At 62.6% G+C, this 20,677-nt stretch carries 15 protein-coding genes; 10 read left to right on the plus strand and 5 right to left on the minus strand.

Annotation, left to right across the window (positions count from 1 at the left end; translation table 11 throughout):
* The first annotated feature begins 314 nt into the window (after positions 1–314).
* The 5 genes from AD659_RS10995 to AD659_RS29960 all read left to right on the plus strand — a co-directional run bounded on the left by AD659_RS10995 (position 315) and on the right by AD659_RS29960 (position 5,018).
* On the plus strand, positions 315–983 hold the full coding sequence (locus AD659_RS10995) for an ABC transporter ATP-binding protein (protein ID WP_053121059.1): 669 nt from the start codon (positions 315–317) through the stop codon (positions 981–983).
* On the plus strand, positions 983–3,451 hold the full coding sequence (locus tag AD659_RS11000) for an ABC transporter permease (protein ID WP_082343538.1): 2,469 nt from the start codon (positions 983–985) through the stop codon (positions 3,449–3,451). The genes AD659_RS10995 and AD659_RS11000 overlap by 1 nt, the downstream gene beginning before the upstream one ends.
* Entirely contained in the window at positions 3,441–4,511 is a 1,071-nt protein-coding gene (locus AD659_RS11005; protein WP_053121062.1) for a lipocalin-like domain-containing protein, read from the plus strand. Before AD659_RS11000 ends, AD659_RS11005 begins: the two co-directional genes overlap by 11 nt.
* A gap of 65 nt (positions 4,512–4,576) precedes the next feature.
* Positions 4,577–4,819, plus strand: coding sequence for a hypothetical protein (locus AD659_RS11010; RefSeq protein WP_053121064.1), 243 nt, complete (start codon positions 4,577–4,579; stop codon positions 4,817–4,819).
* A gap of 25 nt (positions 4,820–4,844) precedes the next feature.
* Positions 4,845–5,018: a hypothetical protein gene (locus AD659_RS29960; RefSeq protein WP_167352865.1), complete on the plus strand. Its 174-nt coding sequence runs from the start codon at positions 4,845–4,847 to the stop codon at positions 5,016–5,018.
* A gap of 507 nt (positions 5,019–5,525) precedes the next feature.
* On the opposite strand, the gene AD659_RS11015 is transcribed toward AD659_RS29960, so the two are convergent.
* The 3 genes from AD659_RS11015 to AD659_RS11025 all read right to left on the minus strand — a co-directional run bounded on the left by AD659_RS11015 (position 5,526) and on the right by AD659_RS11025 (position 8,839).
* The gene (locus tag AD659_RS11015; RefSeq protein ID WP_053121065.1) at positions 5,526–6,044 is read right to left on the minus strand and encodes an Hcp family type VI secretion system effector; all 519 of its coding nucleotides are present in this window, start codon (positions 6,042–6,044) and stop codon (positions 5,526–5,528) included.
* A 297-nt stretch (positions 6,045–6,341) separates the two neighbouring features.
* Complete coding sequence (gene hglS, locus AD659_RS11020; protein ID WP_053121068.1) at positions 6,342–7,718, minus strand: 2-oxoadipate dioxygenase/decarboxylase HglS; 1,377 nt, start codon at positions 7,716–7,718, stop codon at positions 6,342–6,344.
* 191 nt (positions 7,719–7,909) lie between these two features.
* Positions 7,910–8,839, minus strand: coding sequence for an alpha/beta fold hydrolase (locus AD659_RS11025; RefSeq protein ID WP_053121070.1), 930 nt, complete (start codon positions 8,837–8,839; stop codon positions 7,910–7,912).
* A 268-nt stretch (positions 8,840–9,107) separates the two neighbouring features.
* On the opposite strand from AD659_RS11025, the gene AD659_RS11030 reads away from it, so the two are divergent.
* Together AD659_RS11030 and AD659_RS11035 are read left to right on the plus strand one after the other, a co-directional pair.
* Positions 9,108–10,193 (plus strand): diguanylate cyclase, encoded by a 1,086-nt coding sequence (locus AD659_RS11030; RefSeq protein ID WP_053121072.1) that lies wholly within the window; start codon positions 9,108–9,110, stop codon positions 10,191–10,193.
* Between the two features lie 85 nt (positions 10,194–10,278).
* Positions 10,279–11,517, plus strand: coding sequence for a M20/M25/M40 family metallo-hydrolase (locus AD659_RS11035; protein ID WP_053121074.1), 1,239 nt, complete (start codon positions 10,279–10,281; stop codon positions 11,515–11,517).
* Positions 11,518–11,767: 250 nt separating this feature from the next.
* On the opposite strand, the gene AD659_RS11040 is transcribed toward AD659_RS11035, so the two are convergent.
* Both AD659_RS11040 and xthA read right to left on the minus strand, forming a co-directional pair.
* On the minus strand, positions 11,768–13,102 hold the full coding sequence (locus tag AD659_RS11040; protein WP_053121076.1) for a substrate-binding domain-containing protein: 1,335 nt from the start codon (positions 13,100–13,102) through the stop codon (positions 11,768–11,770).
* A 209-nt stretch (positions 13,103–13,311) separates the two neighbouring features.
* Positions 13,312–14,124 carry an exodeoxyribonuclease III gene (gene xthA, locus AD659_RS11045; RefSeq protein WP_053121078.1) on the minus strand — a complete coding sequence of 271 codons (813 nt, stop codon included), beginning with the start codon at positions 14,122–14,124 and terminating at the stop codon, positions 13,312–13,314.
* A 255-nt stretch (positions 14,125–14,379) separates the two neighbouring features.
* Here xthA and AD659_RS11050 point away from each other — a divergent pair, with 255 nt between their 5' ends.
* The 3 genes from AD659_RS11050 (at position 14,380) to AD659_RS11060 (ending at position 20,506) form a co-directional block, all read left to right on the plus strand.
* Entirely contained in the window at positions 14,380–15,030 is a 651-nt protein-coding gene (locus AD659_RS11050; RefSeq protein WP_053121080.1) for a GNAT family N-acetyltransferase, read from the plus strand.
* 65 nt (positions 15,031–15,095) lie between these two features.
* Complete coding sequence (locus tag AD659_RS11055) at positions 15,096–16,823, plus strand: autotransporter assembly complex protein TamA (RefSeq protein WP_053121082.1); 1,728 nt, start codon at positions 15,096–15,098, stop codon at positions 16,821–16,823.
* Entirely contained in the window at positions 16,820–20,506 is a 3,687-nt protein-coding gene (locus tag AD659_RS11060; protein ID WP_053121084.1) for a translocation/assembly module TamB domain-containing protein, read from the plus strand. Before AD659_RS11055 ends, AD659_RS11060 begins: the two co-directional genes overlap by 4 nt.
* The last annotated feature ends 171 nt before the right edge of the window (positions 20,507–20,677 follow it).

Genomic DNA, 20,677 nt, shown 5'->3' on the forward strand with positions numbered 1-20,677 from the left:
CGCGATGGCGGTGGGTCAGTTTGCGGTGATGTTGGATACCCACAAGTTTTTTGGGTACTGCACGACCCTGTGGCGAGGGAGCTTGCTCCCGCTGGGTCGCGCAGCGGCCCCAAAAAAAGCGATGAGCGCTGCGCACTCAAGCGGGAGCAAGCTCCCTCGCCACAAAAGCTACCCAGCCATCGCGCCACAGATTGACCAACGGTAAACCCTGTGGGAGCGAGCCTGCTCGCGATTGCGGTCGGCCAGAGGGTGGAGGTGTTGAGTGGGCCAACCTCCGCTATCCTGAGCCTCACGTCCAGCCGTCGAGCCTGTCCATGCTTGAAGTTCGCCAAGTGTTCAAAAGCTACCCCACGCCTCAAGGTCTGTTACCGGTGCTGCAAGGCGTCGACCTGACCTTGATGCCCGGCAGCAGCTTGGCGCTGATGGGAGAGTCCGGCAGCGGCAAGAGCACTCTGTTGCACCTGGTCGCCGGGTTGGACAAGGTCGATCGCGGCAGCATCCGCAGTGGTGAATATCGGCTCGATGGCATGAGCGAAAGCCAATTGGCGAATTGGCGACGCACGGAAATCGGCCTGGTGTTCCAGCAGTTCAACCTCATCAGCAGCTTGCCGGTGGAAGACAACCTGGCGTTCCAGGCGCGCTTGTGTGGCCGCTATGACGCGGCCTGGCAAGCCCATCTGGTGCAGCGGCTCGGGCTTGCAGCGTTGCTGCGACGTTACCCCGAGCAGCTTTCCGGCGGCCAGCAGCAACGGGTGGCGCTGGGACGGGCGCTGGCCTCGCGACCGCCCTTGTTGCTGGCCGACGAGCCCACCGGCAGCCTCGACGAAGCCACCAGCGACGAGGTGTTGCAACTGTTGCTGGAACTGCTGGAGGGCAGTCCCACCAGCCTGTTGATGGTGACCCACAGTCCACGGGTGGCGGCTCGCCTGGCCCAGCGAGTGGTGTTGCACGGCGGACGATTGGCGCAGGTGGCCCAGGGGTGATGATTTTTCGCCAGGCCCTCAAGGCCCTGCTCAGCCATTGGCGCCAGCACCCGGTGCAGTTCTTCAGCGTGTTGACTGGCCTCTGGCTCGCCACCAGCCTGCTCACCGGCGTGCAAGCGCTGAATAGTCAGGCCCGGGACAGCTACGCCCGGGCCAGCCAACTGATCGGCGGCGAACCCCAGGCCAGCCTCACTGCACCCGGTGGCGGCACCTTCCCTCAGCAATGGTTTGTCGATTTGCGGCGTCAGGGCTGGCCGGTGTCGCCGGTGTTGCAGGCCCGGGTGCTGCTCAAGGGCCACGAGGACCAGCGCCTGCAACTGATGGGCATCGATCCGGTGTCGCTACCTCCCGGTGCGGCACTGGCGGGGCAGGCGAGGGAGATGACCGAGGTGGTGGAATTCTTTACCGAGCCCGGCCGCACCTGGGTCGCCCCGCAGACCTTGCAGGCACTCGGGCTGATGGAGGGCGACCAGCCTCGCACAATCGATGGGCGACCGCTGCCGCCGCTGCATGTCCAAGTGGACATGGCGCCGGGCGTGATGTTGATGGACATCGGTTTTGCCCAAGCGGTACTCGGGTTGCCAGACCAGCTGTCGCGGCTGCTGTTACCCGCCACGTTCAGCGCCGTGTTGCCGGAGGCGTTCAACGATCGGCTGCAATTCAAGCGCGCCGATGAAGAAAACAACCTGTCGCGCCTGACCGAAAGTTTCCACTTGAACCTCGACGCTTTGGGGGTTTTATCCTTCGTGGTGGGGCTGTTCATCGTTCACGCGGCCATCGGCCTTGCCCTCGAACAGCGCCGCAGTCTGTTGCGAACCCTGCGGGCCTGTGGCGTCAGTGCGCGGGTGCTGGTCGCCAGCCTGGCGATTGAGTTGGGCGGGTTGGCCTTGCTCGGTGGGATCGCCGGGGTGCTCAGCGGCTACTGGCTGGCGAGTCTGTTGTTGCCCGATGTCGCGGCGAGCCTGCGAGGGTTGTACGGTGCCGAAGTGGCCGGACACCTGAATCTCAGCATTGCGTGGTGGCTCAGCGGTGTCGGCCTGAGCCTGCTCGGTGCGCTGCTGGCCGGCGCCGATAGCTTGCTGCGGGCGGCGCGCCTGCCCTTGCTGGCGCTGGCCAACCCCCAGGCCTGGCATCAGGCCCATGGGCGCTGGCTGCGACGTCAGCGTTGGGTGGCGACAGTGGCGGCGTTGATTGGCGCATCGGCGTTGGTCTGGGGCGATAGCCTGGCCAGCGGTTTTGTCCTGATGACCGCCTTGTTGCTGGGCGCGGCGCTGGCCTTGCCGGTGTTGCTCAGCAGCGTGCTGACGTGGCTGCTGCGCCGCAGCCGCTCGGTGCTCGGGCAATGGTTTATCGCCGATTGCCGCCAGCAATTACCGGCACTGAGCCTGGCCCTGATGGCCTTGCTGCTGGCGTTGGCGGCGAACATCGGCGCTGGCAGCATGACCGCCGGTTTCCGCCAGACCTTCAGCAACTGGCTGGAACAACGGCTGACCGCCGAGTTGTACATCAGCCCGCAAACCCCGGCTCAGGCGGAAGAACTGTACGTCTGGCTCAAGCAGCAACCGACGATCAGTGCCGTCGTCCCTCTCTGGCAAGTCTCGATTCCGTTGCGGGGCTGGCCGACGGATGTCCACGGCATCATCGACCATCCCCACTACCGCCAGCATTGGCCGCTGCTGGAGTCCGATGGTGACAAGCCTTGGGAGCAACTGGCCAGCGCTGACACCCTCATGCTCAGCGAACAACTGGCCCGGCGCCTCAACGTGAGCATCGGCGATCAATTGACCCTCTCGACGCCGCAAGGGCCATGGGCGCTGCGCATCGTCGGCATCTACGCCGACTACGGCAATCCCAAGGGGCATGTGCTGGTCAACGCCGATCATTTGCTGGCGCACTGGCCACAGTTGACGCCGAACCGTTTCAACCTGCGCATCGAACCGCCCGCGATCCCGGCGCTGCTGACGGCACTGCAGGGACGGTTCAGCCTGGATGACAGTCGCATCGTCGATCAGGCGCGGCTCAAGGGGTGGTCGACCCAGGTGTTCGAGCGCACCTTCGCCGCGACCGCGGCCCTCAACAGCCTGACCCTGGCGGTGGCTGGGGTGGCGTTGTTCATCAGTCTGCTGACCCAGAGTCAGAGTCGCCTCGGCCAGTTGGCGCCGCTGTGGGCGCTGGGGGTGACGCGTCGGCAGCTGATGTTGCTCAACCTCGGCCAGACTTGGCTACTGGCGTTGCTGACTTTGGTCCTGGCCTTGCCGCTGGGCATCGCCCTGGCCTGGTGCCTGGACGCGGTGATCAACGTGCAGGCCTTCGGCTGGCGCCTGCCGTTGCGGGTGTTCCCGTTGCAGTTGGCGCAGTTGCTGGCCCTGGCGATGCTCGCCACGCTGCTGGCATCGGCCTGGCCGCTGTATGCGTTGTACCGCGCGCAGCCGGCGGATTTGCTGAGGACCTTCGCCCATGAAGATTAAAATCGGCGTGTTGCTGCTGGCGTTGCTCAGCGGATGTGATGACTCAGCGCCGGTGCAAAAGGGCTTTGCCGGCCTCGGCGACTCGGCCGTCGCGTTCACGCCGGTGGTGCCTGGCCGGCCGTTCAGTTTTCCGGCCGACCACGGCGTCCATGAAGGTTTCCGTATCGAGTGGTGGTACGTCACCGCCAATCTCAAGGACGCCCAGGGCCGGGACTTCGGTGTGCAATGGACGCTGTTTCGTAGCGCCTTGAATGCCGCGCCCCAGGCCAGCGGCTGGCGCAACCAGACGATCTGGCTCGGCCACGCGGCGGTCACCTCCGCCAGCGTGCACCATGCCGCCGAGCGCTATGCGCGGGGTGGGGTGGGGCAGGCCGGGGTGCAGGCGGCGCCCTTCGAGGCCTGGATCGATGACTGGCAATTCAGCACCCAGGCCTCAGCGGCCGAGCCGTTGGCGAACCTGCAATTGAAGGCTCGCGACCGACGCTTCAGCTATGCCTTGCGGCTGACGTCGAACCGTCCGCTGGTGTTGCAGGGCGAGCAAGGTTTCAGCCAGAAATCCGAACAGGGGCAGGCGTCGTATTACTACAGCCAGCCGTTTTTCCAGGCCCGTGGTGAACTGGAAATCGACGGTCAGCGCTACACGGTCAGCGGCCCGGCCTGGCTCGACCGCGAATGGAGCAGCCAGCCCCTGACCGCTAACCAGACTGGCTGGGACTGGTTCTCCCTGCACCTGGACAACGGTGAGCAACTGATGCTCTACCGCATGCGCCACAAGAACGGCGCGCCCTACCTCACGGGCACGTGGATCGATGTCCAGGGCCGGGCGCAAACCCTGCACGCCGGGGAGATCAGCCTTGTGCCATTGGACACCGCCAACGTCTCCGGGCGCTCGATGCCGGTACGCTGGGCCATCAAGATCCCCGGCAAGCAACTCGACGTCATCACCCAGTCACTCAATCCCAATGCCTGGATGGACCTGCGCATTCCCTATTGGGAGGGACCGGTGCGACTCAGTGGCAACCAGGGCGGCACGGGTTACCTGGAAATGACCGGCTACTGAGAATCGCTGGAACTCCCCGCGAATGCCGACCCTCATAGCTTATGAATGTCTCGCAGGAGCCCGTCATGAGCGATGACCTCAAACTTCCGTCGCTGGCCGACTGGCAGCGGCTGTTCGACGACAAGGCCTACTGGCAGCAGTCCCCCGATGCCCACTTCACTGAGCTGATGCGGGTGGCCAATGACCTGTTTGGCCAGGGCGCTATCGACCTGGCGCGTTGGCAGGATTTGAAGACCCAGGCCGAGCAACTACACCAGCGCTCTCCGGATGCCAATGTCGCTGAAGAAGTTGCCGACCCCGATGCCTGAATCCCGAAGATCCAAGGAGTTCGCCATGAAGCACAACCCCGATCAAACCCGGTCCAACCCCGACGCTCCGGTATTGCCCGGTGAAGTGGAACGCGATAACGATGCCTTGCGGCCCAATGACCCGGCCAAGCGCAAACAGCAACACGGCGACCCTGACGCGGGGGACACCGATGCGCAAAAAACCGGACGGCGTGGCTGAAGTATCACGCCGGCTGGTATTAAAAAGAGTTTTCTAATGACTGTTTTAAATTTTCCATGGCGATAACTTTTTTGTACTTGTCCATGTTTTGTATAGCTGTTTGTACAGCTATCGTATGAGTCGCCATCCAAACACCGTGGCGAGGGAACTTGCTCCCGCTCGGGCGCGCAGCGGCCGCTTTTTGGGGCTGCTTCACATCCCAGCGGGAGCAAGCTCCCTCGCCACAGTTCGGGTTCCAGCCTCGAATATAACTGTACGAACAGGTGAGTAATGATCCGTCGCCGGCAGTTACAAACGAAGATAAACAATTATTTAAACAGTCTCCCGGACATATTCTGAAAGTTCCATTATTATTGTGCCCGTTCGCCCAGTGTCAGGCTCTTTACCAGTGCATGGATTGCCGAGGCCGTCGCACTGGGCGAACACCGTCCTGAATCAATAATTGTCGATTGTTTGAATGCACATTGACCAACAGCGTTGGCCGATGCCTGAGCATTTGCCTGCGAATCAACCGGCGGCCGGTGCACGCCAGTCATCGGAACCCGAGGTCCCGCTGACTTCGTGGGTCCAGGTGATCTTGCGATACGTGAAATGCACGTCTTCCAGATGGGTGAAGTGTGCGCTCTCCGGGTCCTGGCAGTTGGGCATGTAGTCCTTGATATCGACGATGATCGCGTCCTCCAGCGTGGTGGTGTAGTAGTGCTCCTGAGTGCCGGCGGCCGAAGTGCGATACCACTGGATCTTGACTTCGGTCAGACGTTCGCCGCTCGTCAGGGCGGCCAACAGCAGTGGCGAAGCTTTGTCGAATACCTTGGTGATGACCAAGGGTTTGTGTATGCGCTGACCGGTTGGCTGACCGGACTGAGGATCGCGGGGGATTGTCACTTGGTGCTCGAAAGCTTGCACCATGACCTGATCTTCATGACCTTCTTGGTAGGTGTTGCCCACTGAATCGGCGGTAAACGCACCGGCAGTGATCAGACCTTGTTTGGTGCCTGTAACGGACATGTACGCGGGGGTAGCCAAGGAATGCTCTCCTTCCTGGATAACTAAGGGCCTGGGGCGGGAATCGCCCCGAGGTGCCCTGACGGTTATCAAGCGCTATGCCAACTTCAAAAAAACGTTAAATATCAATAGGTTGATTTTATATCAGGCTGCTATTCCCTTCAGGCGGGCAACAAAACCTACAGACGCTTGCCCGGCGCATTGCAGATATTCGTGCCCCACCCCGACACCACGTTACCTGGGGCAGAATGGCCGAGAAAGGCCTGCCACGCTGGGCGTTTCCCAGGCAACTTCTTGCCGTTTTCCTTCAGCTTGCTCCTACACACCCAACGCAGCCCTGCACTCGTCGATAGAGCGCTGTTGCGTCTGGGCATACAGCCCCAGCTCATCGATGGTGGCGCGCCCCAGTGCAGTCTCGAAGGCCTGGCGGTTGGACTGTCCGGCGTAATGACTCTGGGCGGCATCGCCGAGGTTCGACTGGAAGATGCCGGCGGCGCTGACCGGCAGGAAATCTTCGTATACCAAGGGCTCGGCGTGCAGGTATTGCTGCTCGAGCAAGTGTTCCAGGGAGACCGCTTGCTCAAGGGTGCCCTTGGCGGCGAGGCCCTTGGGCGTCGGGAAGTAACGGAAGTACGCCAGTGCCTGTTGGCGCAGCTCATCATGGCTGTCAGGGAACGCGACAAAGTGTTCGGCCATCAGCCTGTTGTAGCGCTCGGCGTTGGCTTCGTTGGGAAACTCTCCCAGCGCATCGCGCGCAGCGTTGAGCAATTGGTCATAGAGCGCGCGGCCCTTGGGCGTGAGCGCAGCGCCGCGTTGTTCGATTTCGCCGAAGCGGGCGCTGTGGCTGCCTTGAGCCTGTGGCTGATTCGTGAAGGCGACCGGTTCGTCGAGTGCCTTGAAGCTGGTCTGGCGCAGCAGGATCGGGCATTGGCGACGGGGCGGGCCTTCGATCACTGCCTTGGGGGTAATGCCATGCACGGGCATCCGGGCCTGGACGATGTCGATGTCCAGGGTGCGCGGCGTCAGGTGATTGATGTGTGGGCCCTTGAACGCCACCACGTCGGCGATCAGGCGATGCTGGGCACTCAGTTGCCGGTATTGTTCGGCGGTGACGGTGGCGCTGTGGTGCCAGCGAAAGGTTTCCAGGGCTTGTAGGACGAAGTCCTCAGCCTGGGCTTGTGTCAGGCCTCCCTGGCGTTCGGCCAGGTCAATGAGCTCAAGGGCGCCCGGCGTGAAGATCTGCCGTCGGTCCAACACCGACTCGGCAAAAGCCCGGAGCTCGGCATTCTCGATCAGTTCCAGGCGCAGCAGCGAGGTAAATACCCGGAACGGGCTGACCTGCAACGCGCTTTCATGCACGGCACGAAACGCTGTGGAATGCACCGGCACTCCGGCTGGCGTGAGGTCGTAGTAGCCCACCGGCTGCATGCCCATGACCGCGAACAGCCGTCCCAGGGTCGCCAGTTCGGCGGCGGTGCCGACGCGGATCGCGCCGTGGCGTTCCAGGTCCAGGCGTTCGAATTCGCCAGTGCTGCGCAGGTGTGCGGCCAGTTCCGGCTGGTCGGCCAGGACCTGGGCGTTAGTGTGTTCCACCAGCTTCATCAGTGCGCCATACAGCGGCACCTCGTCGCGGTACATGTCGGACATCGCTCGGGAGAAGCGTTGACGGATCAGGTCGGGGCTGACGAAGCTCATCGTAAGAGTTCCTGGCAAAGGCTGTGGGAAAGTTGGACGAAAGATCGCAGCCTTCGCCGGCTCCAGCAAACGAAGAATCTTCAGGACTTCATTCTGCCAGGGACTGATCCACCTGCTTGAGTGGAAGAGGGGCCGCTACGCAGCCCCGCGGGAACAAGCTCCCTCGCCACGGGGTATTTAGTGCTCCATGATCACTGCCCCAAGCCTTTGAGAAAACCGCGGTACAGTGCCGCGGTTTTCCCCGGCTGTTCAATCATCGGTAGGTGGCCGACGCCGTCCCAGATTTCTACGCGCAAGTCCGCGATGCCCTTGCTCCACACCGGCACGCTGCTGACATCGATCAACCGGTCCTGGCGGCCCCAGAGCAGCAGGGAAGGGGCGCGAATGTCGGTCAAGTAGGGTTCCATCGACGGGCTGGCGTGAAAGTCGGTGTAAATCTCCGCCAATTCTTCGCGGCGCTGCACATAACGCTCGGCCACAGCCGCTATCACCACGCCCGGCACCCAGGGCGGCGAGGCCATGGTCATTGCGTAGAACGGCAGGAATTCCTCTCGTGACTTCATCAGGAATGGGTTACGACCGGCAGCCAGTTGGCGATCCATGTCGCTTGGCTGGGGGGCGGTGACGCCGGCCGGATTGAGCAGCGCCAAGGTCAACACGCGATCAGGCGATGTGGCCGCCAGCCATGCGGCGAGATGCCCGCCCATGGAATTACCGATCACATGGACCTTGTCCAGGCCGCAGGCGTCGAGCAATTCGATGATTCGCCGGGCCTGGGTCGGAATATCGAAGCCGCCGCCGGCCTTGAAGCCGGTTTCGCCATGGCCGGGGAGATCGGGGATCACCACCCGATAGTCACCGACAAAATGCCGGGCGACCCGCAGCCAGAGGTTTTTATCACCGCTGTAACCGTGCAACATCAGGATACTGGCGGACGCCTCATAAGGCCCTCCTTGCCAGGTCGACACGGTCATTTCACTGATGGGCACGGTGATTTTGCGCAACCGGTAAAGGCGTGCCTCCAAGGCCATGCCCATGTCGTAGATCACATGGCCGATGCCGGGATACGTCAACCAGCTCCAGGCGATAAGTACAGCAAGAACTGCCCACAACACCAGCATGTTTTGCCCTCCATGGGCTACGACAGAATGTGATCGAACGGATCAAACGGTGATCAGTGAAGTTAAACCCGTGAACATCGTTGCCCAGGGGACCTCCTTTCTGAAGGCTAAGGATTCCTTGTCATATATAGCCAAAATCCGAGCAGCGTCGCGTATTTATAGAAGAATAAATACCCCTGCATTCAGTGGTGGCTATTTGATGCTGCCCTGATAGACTCCAGGCAACCCCATCCCGATAGTTCGGGAGACCCGCGATGCAGAGGCGTCTATGCAAAAAACGGGAAAAAAGGGATTGTCGTTGGCCAGGAGGCTCTACGTATCGCGCATCCTGGGCCTGACGCTGGGCTTGCTGGTGGTCAGCGCCGGGCTTTATCCCCTCGATCCGCCGCCCTGGGTCTGGGGTTTCATGCTGTTCAACGGCCTGCTCTGGCCGCACCTGTCTTATTGGTGGGCTCGCCAATGCGCGGTGCCGTACCACGCCGAACACCGCAACTTGCTGATCGATGCCTTTCTCGGCGGCTTCTGGGTCGTGGCGATGCAATTCAACCCGCTGCCCACGGCCGTCACGCTGGCGATGATGGCAATGAACAACGTCGCCATCGGTGGCCTGCGTTTCCTGCTCGTCGGGGTTGTGGCCCAAGTGGCAGGCATCGCCGTGGGCACGGTGATTTTCCCGCTGACCAGCGTGCCCATGACCAGCCCGGCGCAGATCTACGCCTGTCTGCCGCTGCTGTGTTTGTATCCGATGGCACTGGGCTGGATCTGCTTTCGCCAGGCCTACACCCTGGGCCGGCAAAAACGTGAATTGCTGGCCCTGAGCCGTACCGACAGCCTGACCGGGTTGTTGAACCATGGCGCGTGGAAGGATCGCCTCGACGAGGAATTCCAACGTTGTGTGCGCCATCCGGCGGACGGGACGGCTCATGGCGCGATTGCGCTGATCGACATCGACCATTTCAAGGCCATCAATGACACCTACGGCCACGGCGCTGGTGACATTGTGCTGCGCCAGCTCGGCAAGCTGCTCAGGCAGAACCTGCGCACCGCTGACATTGTCGGGCGTTATGGTGGTGACGAGTTTTGCGTGATTTTGCCGGACCTGACCCTGCACAACGCTGTGCAGGCCATGGACGGTTTGCGGGAGCGCTTCGCGACCCTCAGCTACGAGCAGGACCCGGCGCTGAAGGTGAGCCTGAGTATTGGCCTGGCGGTGTTCGACCCTGCATATAACGACGCGACCCTTTGGCTCAATGATGCGGACCAGGCGTTGTACGACGCCAAGACCAGCGGGCGCAACCGGGTCACTTGCCACCGGCATCGGCAAGTGCTGGAAGCCTCGGTCGTTTCCCTTTGAGATGGCCTCTTGCTGTCTAGAGCCTTGCCCCGTTGTCAGGTAGGGTGCCCTTGGCACTCTCTCGATACGGAACAAGGATGAAATCATGACGATGACCGCACTTCGCTCCCGTCTGGCCGTCAGCCTCGGCCTGAGCCTGGCCCTTGGCGCCTTCACCCCCATGGCCTTCGCGCAACCCCATCAACAAATCCTGAGCGATGCGCAGCAGTACAAGGGCGAGGCCCTGAAGCTGCTGGAGCGGCTGGTGAATATCGACTCCGGCTCCGGATATGTGCCGGGGCTGACCCAGGTCGGCGACATTGCCATCGAAGAACTGAAAAAGTTAGGCGCCACCATTGAGAAGGTACCGAACTCGGACGGCAGCCAGCACATCCTGGCGACTCTCAAGGGCACCGGGAAAGCCAAAATCCTGTTGATGGCCCATATGGACACGGTGTTCAAGGAGGGCTCGGCCGCCGAGCGTCCTTTCCACATCAAGGATGGCCGGGCCTACGGGCCGGGGGTGATGGACGACAAGGGCGGCATCGTCGCCGGCATCTACGCCTTGAAAGTCCTCAAGAACCTTGATTTCAAGAACTACGCGCAAATCACCTTCCTGCTCGATGCCAGCGAAGAAACCGGCTCGGACGTGGCCACCGACCTGATCAAGAAAACCGCCAAGGCCCACGACGTGACCCTCAACCTCGAGCCGGGTCGCCCGGCCGACGGCCTGGTGGTGTGGCGCAAGGGCAGTGCCACGGCGCTGGTGGAAGTCAAGGGCAAGGCGTCCCACGCCGGTGTCGCGCCGGAGTTGGGGCGCAATGCGGCGATGGAAGCCGCGCATCAGATTTTGCAGTTGGGCAAGCTCGGCGACGCGGAAAAGAAAACCACCATCAACTTCACGGTGCTCAAGGCCGGCGACCGTACCAACGTGATTCCCGACCAGGCGAGCGCCAAGGCTGATGTGCGGGCGGCGGTGCCGGAAGAGTTCGACCGCATTGAAAAGGACCTGGCCCGGGTGTCGCAAGACAAACTGATCGCCGACACTGAAGTGACCACCAGCCTCAAGCGCGGCCTGCCACCGATGCCGCAGACGGCGGAGTCGGACCGGTTGATGGCCATGGCCCAGGGGATTTACGGTGAACTGGGGCGCAAGCTCACCGAAGAAGGCAGCGGCGGCGCGGCGGACGCCAGCCTCTCGGCCGGTGTCGGCACGCCGACGTTGGATGGCTTTGGCATTGTTGGCGGCAATATCCACACGCCGGAGGAGTACGCCGAAGTCGAGAGCGTGGTGCCGCGGATCTATCTGCTGTCGCGGATGATCATGGAGTTGGCGGGGCGGTAACAGGTCGCTCGTTCAGTCATGACGCACATGCCCTTGTGGCGAGGGAGCTTGCTCCCGCTCGGCGCTGTAGGAGCTGTCGAGCGGAGCGAGGCTGCGATCTTTTGATCTTTCGCTTGAGACTCAAGTGTTTGGGGGAAGATCGCAGCCTCGTTGCACTCGACAGCTCCTACACAGCTCCTACACAGCTCCTGCAGACCCAGCGGGAGCAAGCTCCCTCGCCACAAGAGCGGGTTCGACTTTTGATGGCATGCTAGTAAACCCACACCTCCACCCGCCGATTCCTAACCCGTCCTTCATCCTCGCTATTGGCCGCCACTGGCATCAAGGCCCCGAACCCTCGCACTTCCCGTAGCGCCACGCCGTATTTGACCAATTCCCTTCGCACCGCCATGGCCCGTAGTTTGGACAACAGGTCGGCCCGTGCCGGATCGTCCTTGGCGTCGCCAAAACCCACCAGGGTCACGCGGCGGTCGGCTTTGTCGTGCTGCTTTATATAGTCGAGCACGCGGCCCAGGTCCTGATGGGCCTTGTTGTCCAGGTTGGCGCTGCCTTCTTCGAAGCGAAAGTTCACGTTCAAGCGTTGGGCGTGGCGGCTCAGGGCCTGGTAACCCTCGGGCATCAGTGCGTTCGGCGTGACGGCCATGGCCTGGACGGTCTGGGCGATGAAGCCGTTGGCCGCGACGATGGCCTGGCCTTTGTCGCTTTGGGTGAACGCCACCAGCGCCTCGGCCCAGGGGTTGGTGCCCCAGGGCGGCAGATAGAAGAACAGGCGCCGGGAAAGAGGATAATCCTCGGTGGCGATCAAGTGGTTGAGCGGCAACATGGGTTGGGAAGCGCCGTCGACAATCGCCAGCGCCTTGGCCTGGCGCACGTAGGGCAAACCAATGAAGCCAATGCCTTGCGGGTCCTGGCTGACAGCGTCGGACAACTGCTCGCTGGATTCGAAGCGTCGCGCTGTAGGATCCAGCCGTTTTCCCTGTCGGCTGAGCACCAGTTCCTTGAAGGTGTCGTAGGTGCCGGATTGTTCATCCCGGGCATACAGGTGAATCGGTCCGCCGGTGCCGCCGACGGCCTCCCAGGTTTTCGCCTCGCCGCTGAATATCCGCGCCAGTTGCACGGTATCGAGTTGGCGCAGCGGGTTGTAGGGATGAAGGATGATCGCCAGGCCATCGATGGCGATGACCTGCTCGGCGGCAGGGCTTTTCAGATCGCCCAGGGACAACAATTCCTTCAGTTCACTGTCCTTGATCGGCCGGGAAGCGGCCGCCAGGTCGGCGCTGGCCTGTTTGAGGGCAGCAAAGCCGGTGCTGGAACCGTGGGCTGCGATGTCGACCTGCACCCGTCGGCCATCGGCGGTCTGGCCGACGATGCGTTGCTCGTTGTCGCGCCCGGTGATTTCGCTGCTGATCCGGAGCAGGCCCTGATCCGCCATCAAGCCCCTGACCAGCGCCGGCCCCAGCGCCGCACCGATGGTATTGGAACCCTGGAGGCGCAAGGCTGGGCCCTGTTCGGGAATGGGCAAATTACCGGCCCATGCCACGAGCGGCAGCCAGAGGCCCATGAAAATCACAACACACAGCCGCATGCCGGCACCTTCTGAACCCGAGGAAGTGCCGGAAGATTAAGTCAGTCAGGTTACTGAAAGGTGACAGGGGTGCTACTTGTCGTTGCCGCAAACCCCATGTGGGAGCGAGCCTGCTCGCGATGACGGCGGCACATCCAATATTAATTTTGGCAGTCACACCGCTATCGCGAGCAGGCTCGCTCCCACAAGGGAGTTGTATATGGCTTGGATCAGCCCAACTGCAACCAGATCGGCGCATGGTCCGACGGTTTTTCCATGCCCCGCAGCTCATAGTCCACGCCGGCGTCCTTGACCCGCGGCAGCAGGCCGTGGGAGGTGAGGATCAGGTCGATGCGCAGGCCGCGCTTGGGCTCGTCCTCGAAACCGCGGCTGCGGTAGTCGAACCAGCTGAAACGGTCGGTGACGTCCGGGTTCAGGTGGCGGAAGCTGTCCACCAGGCCCCAGTTCTTCAGGCGGGCCATCCATTCGCGCTCTTCCGGCAGGAAGCTGCATTTGCCGGTTTTCAGCCAGCGCTTCATGTTGTCCGGACCGATGCCGATGTCGCAGTCTTCCGGGGAAATGTTCACATCGCCCATCACCACCACTGGCTGGTCGTTGCTGAAGCGGCTTTCCAGCAGTTGCTGCAAATCGCTGTAGAAACGCGCCTTGGCTGGGAACTTGGTCGGATGGTCGCGGCTTTCACCCTGTGGGAAATAACCGTTCATGATGGTCACCGGCACGCCGTTGGCATCGGCGAAGGTGCCCCAGATGAAGCGTCGCTGGGCGTCCTCGTCGTCACCTTCGAAGCCTTTGTACAGGCTCAGCGGCGCCTGGCGGGAGAGCAGGGCGACGCCGTAGTGGCCTTTTTGCCCATGGTAATGCACGTGGTAACCCAGTGCCTGCACCTCGGCCAGGGGGAACTGTTCGTCGTGGACCTTGGTTTCCTGCAGCCCGATCACATCGGGTTGATGCTTCTCGATCAGCGCCGCCAGCTGATGGGGGCGGGCGCGCAGCCCGTTGATGTTGAAGGAGACGATCTTCATGGTCGGCTGTCCTAGCAAAACTGCGATGCTAGCTGACATGTGGGAAGGGAGCCAGCGTGGCAGTAGGACAAATGCGCTGCTAATGTCCTGTGGCGAGGGGATTTCCCCGTTCGGCTTTGTAGGAGCTGGCGAAGCCTGCGATCTTTTGATCTTTCGCTTGGGATTCAAGCGCCCGTGGAAAGATCGCAGCCTCGTTGCACTCGGCAGCTCCTACAGGGCTCATTACCAAGCCTCGCTCCCAGGAGATCCAACGCCATGCCTGAAACCGCCACCGCCACCGCCGACGTCCATATGCTCGACAGTGGTTATTCCCGTGAAGCCCGTTCGTTGCTGTACCAGGCCTATCGCCATGAGCCGACCTTCAGCTACCTGTTCGAATCCGAGCGTCCCGGTTATGAACAGCGGGTACGGGCCACGGTGCGTGAGTTGGTCAAGCAGCATTTTCTCCAGGACCTGCCGGCCATCGGCCTGTTGGTCAATGACCGCCTGATCGGCATCGCCCTGATCGCCCCGCCGCAGCGGCGCCTGGGCATCACTGAAAGTTGGGCCTGGCGCCTGCGCATGGTCTTGAGCACTGGTTTTCGTTGCACAAGGCGCTACTTGGAATATCACGCGGCGGTGCTGGCTTGCCTGCCGTCCGATGCGGTCCATGTCCTGCCGCTGCTGGGGGTGCACCCGCAGTTCCAGGGCAAGCATTTCGGCGAACAGTTGCTCGCAGCGGTGCATAACTGGTGTGCGGTGGATGAACATTCCCGCGGCGTGGTGCTGGACACCGGCAACCCGCGTTACCTGGAGTTTTATAAACGCCAGGGTTACGAGGAAATCGGTGAAGTGGCGGTAGGACCGATCCGCGAGCATGTGTTCTTTCACGCCAACCCGCAGGTTTTGCAAAGCGCAACGGCATAGTCGGACGAACTTTTGGGAAATGTCCGGCTCTATCAGGCACCTACGCTCGTGATAGCATCCGCGCCATGAACCTCCCAGGAAGAATGACCAGTGGCGCGCTTTTGCTGTCCCTCAGCTGCGCGGCGCTGGCAAACAGTGAATTGGAAGTACGCGTCCAGCCGTCCAACGACGAACTCAAGGCCAACGTAGAAGGCTACATCGGTGGCTTGGGTGATCGTGATGAGGAGGCCTTGTTGCGCTTCAGCCGCGGCGCCGAGGAACAGGCGCGCAAGGCCGCCCAGGCGCTGGGCTACTACCAACCGCAGATCGACAGCGAGGTCAAGGGTGGCAAGGACCCGCGCCTGGTGCTGACCATTGACCCCGGCGAGCCGGTGCACCTGCGCACCGTCACGATTCGCATCGATGGCCCGGCGGCTTCGCTCAAGGTTTTTCGCGTGCCCGGCAACGCCGGCCTGAAACCCGGCGCGGTGCTCAACCATGGTCGCTACGAAGACGCCAAGCGGGTGATCCAGAACCAGGCCTCGCGCTATGGGTATTTCAGTGGGCGCTTCACCCAGCAGAAACTCCTGGTGGACCCTCAGGCGGGCCTCGCCGATATCGAGCTGGTCTATGACAGCGGCCCGCGTTATGCCTTGGGTCTGGTCAGCTTCGAGGGCGACACGCCGTTCGACGAAGACCTGCTGCAACGCATGGTGCCGTTCAAGGCCGGCACGGCGTACGATTCCGAACTCATCGCGGAGCTCAACCAGGCGCTGCAGTCGAGCGGTTATTTCGAAGGCGTGCGCGTCGATGCCGCGCCCACCGCAGCCACTGACAACGTGATCCCGGTGGCGGTCAAGCTCGACACGCGCAAGCCGCGTACCATGGGGCTGGGCCTGGGCTTTTCCACCGATGTCGGCCCCCGGGCCAAAGCCAATTGGACGCGCCACTGGGTCAACCCCCAGGGCCACAGCTATGGCTGGGAAGCCGAAGTGTCGGCGCCCCGGCAGAACGTCGGCCTGTGGTACGACGTGCCGCTGGACCCGCCGCTGACCGACAAGATGCGCTACGCCGGCGGTTACCAATATGAAGAACTGGCCGGCACCGACAGCCTCAGCAAGTTGCTCACTGTGGGCCCGGAATGGCACAGCAAGTTGCCCAGCGGCTGGCAGCGGGTGGTGTCGCTCAAGTGGCAGCGCGAGGAATATCGCCTCGGCGACGATGCGGGCCTGAGCACGCTGTTGATGCCGGGCGTTAGTTATTCCTACCTGCGCAGCGACAACCGCATCGACCCGCACAACGGCTACCGTCTGCAATTCGACACCAAGGTCGCCAAGGAAGGGCTGGGTTCGGACAACAACCTTTTATACGGCACCGCCATGGTCAAGGGCTTGACCACGGTGTTCGACAAGCATCGGCTGCTGGCTCGGGCGCAGATTGGCGGCAGCGCCACCAACGGTTACAAATCCATCCCGCCGTCCCTGCGCTTTTTTGCCGGTGGCGACCAGAGCGTGCGGGGTTACGACTACCAGAGCCTGTCGCCGGAAAACGCCGAGGGCGACCGTATCGGTGGTCGCTACATGGTCGCCGGCAGCCTTGAGTATCAATACTCCATCGCAGAAAAGTGGCGAGTGGCAACATTCGTCGACCAGGGCAACTCCTTCAACAGCCTGGAACTGCCGAGCCTCAAGACTGGGGTGGGTGTCGGCGTGCGCTGGGTGTCGCCGGTGGGGCCGATCCGCCTCGACCTGGCCCATGCGATGGACGACGAGGGCGGCATTCGATTGCACTTTTCCATGGGGCCTGAGCTGTGAAGCGCGGTTTGAAGATAGCGCTGCTGGCGCTCGCGGGGGTGTTGCTGGCGGTCGTGTTGGTCTTGAGCGGGGTGCTGGGCACGGCCTATGGCAGCCGCTGGGCCCTTGACCGGGTGCCGGGGCTGACTGTGGAGAATTTCCAAGGCCGGCTGGGCGGGCAGTGGAGCGCCGATCATGTTTTATGGCAGCAGGGCGACAGTCGAGTAGAGGTGGATCGGCTGATATTCGCCTGGTCGCCGCCGTGCCTGGCGCGTATGACCCTGTGCATCGAGCAGTTAAAGGCTGACCGGATTGCCGTACAGTTGCCTGCCTCTGCCGATGAACCGAGCAGCGGCCCGATCAGCTTGCCGGATCTGGACTTGCCGCTCGCGGTCGAACTGGGCGATGTGCAAGTCGGCAGCCTGTCGTTCAATGGCAGCGAGCAGCTCAAGGGCCTGCAATTGGTTGCCCATTGGACCGCCGAGGGCTTGCAGATCGACTCGGTGCAATTGCAGCGCGACGCGTTGGGCCTGAAGCTGTCCGGTTTGCTCAAGCTCGGCGGTGATTGGCCGTTGAATGCCGAAGGCCGATTGACCTTGCCGGCGCCGGGTGACATGCCCTGGGCCCTGGACCTGAAAGTCGACGGCAACCTGCTCAAGACCCTCAACCTCAAGGCCGACAGCAGCGGCTACCTGCAAGGCCAGTTGAACGGCGAAGTGCAACCGCTGGCGGACAACCTGCCCGCCAAGGTGCGTATCACCGCCGACGGCTTCAAGGCCAGCGCCGATCTGCCCGACACGCTGTTACTCAATCAGCTGGAATTGACCGGCGAAGGCGATCTGAAAAACGGCTATCAACTGCTCGGCAAGGCGACACTGCCCGCCGAAAAAGGGTCGGTGGCGTTGCTGCTGCAAGGCAGCGTGGACGCCAATGGCGCCCGGATCGCCGGCCTGGATCTGGACGCCGGCAATCAGCAAAGTCTGAAACTCGATGGGCAAGTGGACTGGCGCGAAGGCCTGCGCGCCGAGGCGAAAGTCGCCTGGCTGGATTTCCCCTGGCATCGCCTTTATCCGTTGATCGACGAACCGCAAGTGACGTTGCGCAGTTTCAACGGCGAGGTCTCGTACACCGATGGCCACTACCTGGGCAACTTCCAGGCCGCGCTGGACGGGCCCGCCGGGGCCTTCAGCCTGGGCAGCCCGTTCAGCGGCGACCTGACGCAAATCCATTTGCCGCAACTCGCGCTCATGGCGGGGCAGGGCAAGGCTGAAGGGCACCTGAGCCTGCAATTTGCCGACGGCATCGCCTGGGACACGGCGTTGCAGTTATCGGCCATCGACCCCGCATATTGGCTCGGTGAACTGCCTGGAACCCTGGCCGGGCCGTTGCGCAGCAAAGGGACCATGAAGAACGACCGCCTGGACCTTGATGCGGAGCTCGATCTCAAGGGCAAGCTGCGCGGCCAACCGGCGCTGTTCCAGGCCAAGGCCAGTGGTGCCGGCGAGCAGTGGAACCTCAGCGCGCTGGACATCCGCCTGGGGGACAACCGCATCAACGGCAGCGGTCGCCTGCAAGAGAAACTGAGCGGCCAGATCGACATCAAGCTCTCGCGCCTGGCCCAGCTCTGGCCGCAATTGCGCGGCCAAGTGGTCGGTCGGGTCGACATGGCCGGCACGCTCAAGGCGCCCCAAGGCAAGTTCGGCCTGCAAGGCACGCAGCTGGCGTTCCAGGACAATCGCCTGCAAAGCCTGAACCTCGATGCGACCCTCGACAGCGCCCAGCGCGGCAAGCTCGACCTCAAGGCCAGCGGCATCCGCGCCGGTGAAACTTCGTTGGGCGTGCTGACCGTCAGCGGGCAGGGCGACATCAAGCGGCAAACACTCAACTTGAACTTGCAAGGGCCGCAGCTCGACGCGACCCTGGCGCTCGATGGCGCCCTCGACCAGAGCAATTGGCGCGGACGCCTGGCCAGTGGCGAGGTGCAGGCCGGCGGTCAAGCCTGGCGCCTGCAAGCCCCGGCGAAACTGGAGCGCCTGGCCGATGGCACGCTCAATGTCGGCGCTCATTGCTGGCGTTCCTTTGATGCCAGCCTGTGTGGCGAAGACCAGCGGCTGATGCCGGAACCGAAGCTGCGTTATCACCTCAAGCAGTTCCCCATCGAAAGCTTGGCCCAGTGGATGCCCAAGGATTTTGCCTGGCAGGGCCGGCTTAACGCGGACCTGCAACTGGACCTGCCGGCCAGCGGCCCGAGTGGCCGTATCCTGGTGGATGCCAGTGGCGGTACCTTGCGGATTCGGGATAAGGCGAGTGATAAGCCGCAATGGCTGGACTTCCCGTACCAGACCCTGACGCTCAGCAGCCGCCTGACCCCCAAGCGCATCGACACCGACCTGAATTTCGTCGGCGCCAGGCTCGGCGAACTGATGCTCCAGGCGCAGATCAACCCGCTGCCGGCGAGCAAGCCCTTGAGCGGCTCGTTCCGCCTGACCGGCCTGGACCTGTCCGTGGCCCGGCCATTCGTGCCGATGGTGGAAACCCTCACCGGTCACCTGAACGGCAGCGGGACCTTGTCTGGTGGTTTGCTTGCGCCCCAGGTCAACGGCAACCTGGTGCTCAGCGACGGCGAAGTCTCCGGGCCGGAACTGCCGGTCAGCCTCGAAGCCTTGCAAGTGCGGGCGATGATTGCCGGTGAAACGGTACGACTCGACGGTGGCTGGAAAAGCGGCAAGAACGGGCAGGGCAGCCTGACCGGGAATATCGGCTGGGGCGAGGCCCTGAGCCTGAACCTGGCCCTCAAGGGCTCGCAACTGCCGGTCACCGTCGAACCGTACGCGGTGCTTGATGTGGCCCCGGACCTGAACATCACGATGCAGGGCGAGCAGCTTTCGATTGCCGGCAAGGTCCTGGTGCCCAAAGGCGAGATCACCGTTCGCGAGCTGCCACCGTCCACCGTCAAGGTCTCGGACGACACGGTGATCGTCGGCCACCAGACCGAGGAGGGCAAGGCGCCGCTGGCCATGGCGATGGACATCGATGTGATCGTCGGCCAGGACAAACTCGCGTTCTCGGGTTTCGGCCTGACCGCCAACGTCCAGGGCCAGGTGCACATCGGCGACAACATGGACACCCGCGGTGAGCTGTGGCTCAACGACGGCCGCTATCGGGCCTACGGGCAACGGCTCACGGTGCGCCGGGCGCGGCTGTTGTTCGCCGGGCCCATCGACCAGCCCTACCTGGATATCGAAGCGATCCGCCAGACCGACGACGTAATCGCCGGCATCCGCTTGAGTGGCAGCGCCGAGCAGCCAACCACACAGATTTTCTCGGAACCGGCCATGAGCCAGGAGCAGGCACTGTCCTATCTGGTGCTGGGCCGGCCATTGAGCACCACGGGCGAGGACAACAACATGCTCGCCCAGGCGGCGCTGGGCCTGGGGCTGATGGGCAGTTCGGGCGTGACCAGCAGCCTGGCCAATAACCTGGGCATCGATGACTTCCAGCTCGACACCCAGGGCAGTGGCAACACCACCAGTGTGGTCGCCAGCGGCAACCTCTCGGAAAAGCTCAGCCTGCGCTACGGCGTCGGCGTGTTCGAACCGGCCAACACCATCGCCCTGCGGTACAAGCTCAGCAAGAAGGTCTACCTCGAAGCCGCCAGCGGCGTCGCCAGTTCGCTGGATATCTTCTACAAGCGCGATTTCTAACTCCCTCCCCAAGTCCCCCAATACCCAATGTGGGAGCGAGCCTGCTCGCGATAGCGCAATGACATTCAGCATCTTCGTTGACTGACACACCGCTATCGCGAGCAGGCTCGCTCTCACAAGTTTTTCTGTGTCTGTCTGTTTATGTGTAGTTAGCTAACGATTTATTTGACA

Source organism: Pseudomonas thivervalensis (assembly GCF_001269655.1).
GTDB classification, from domain to species: Bacteria; Pseudomonadota; Gammaproteobacteria; order Pseudomonadales; family Pseudomonadaceae; genus Aquipseudomonas; species Aquipseudomonas thivervalensis.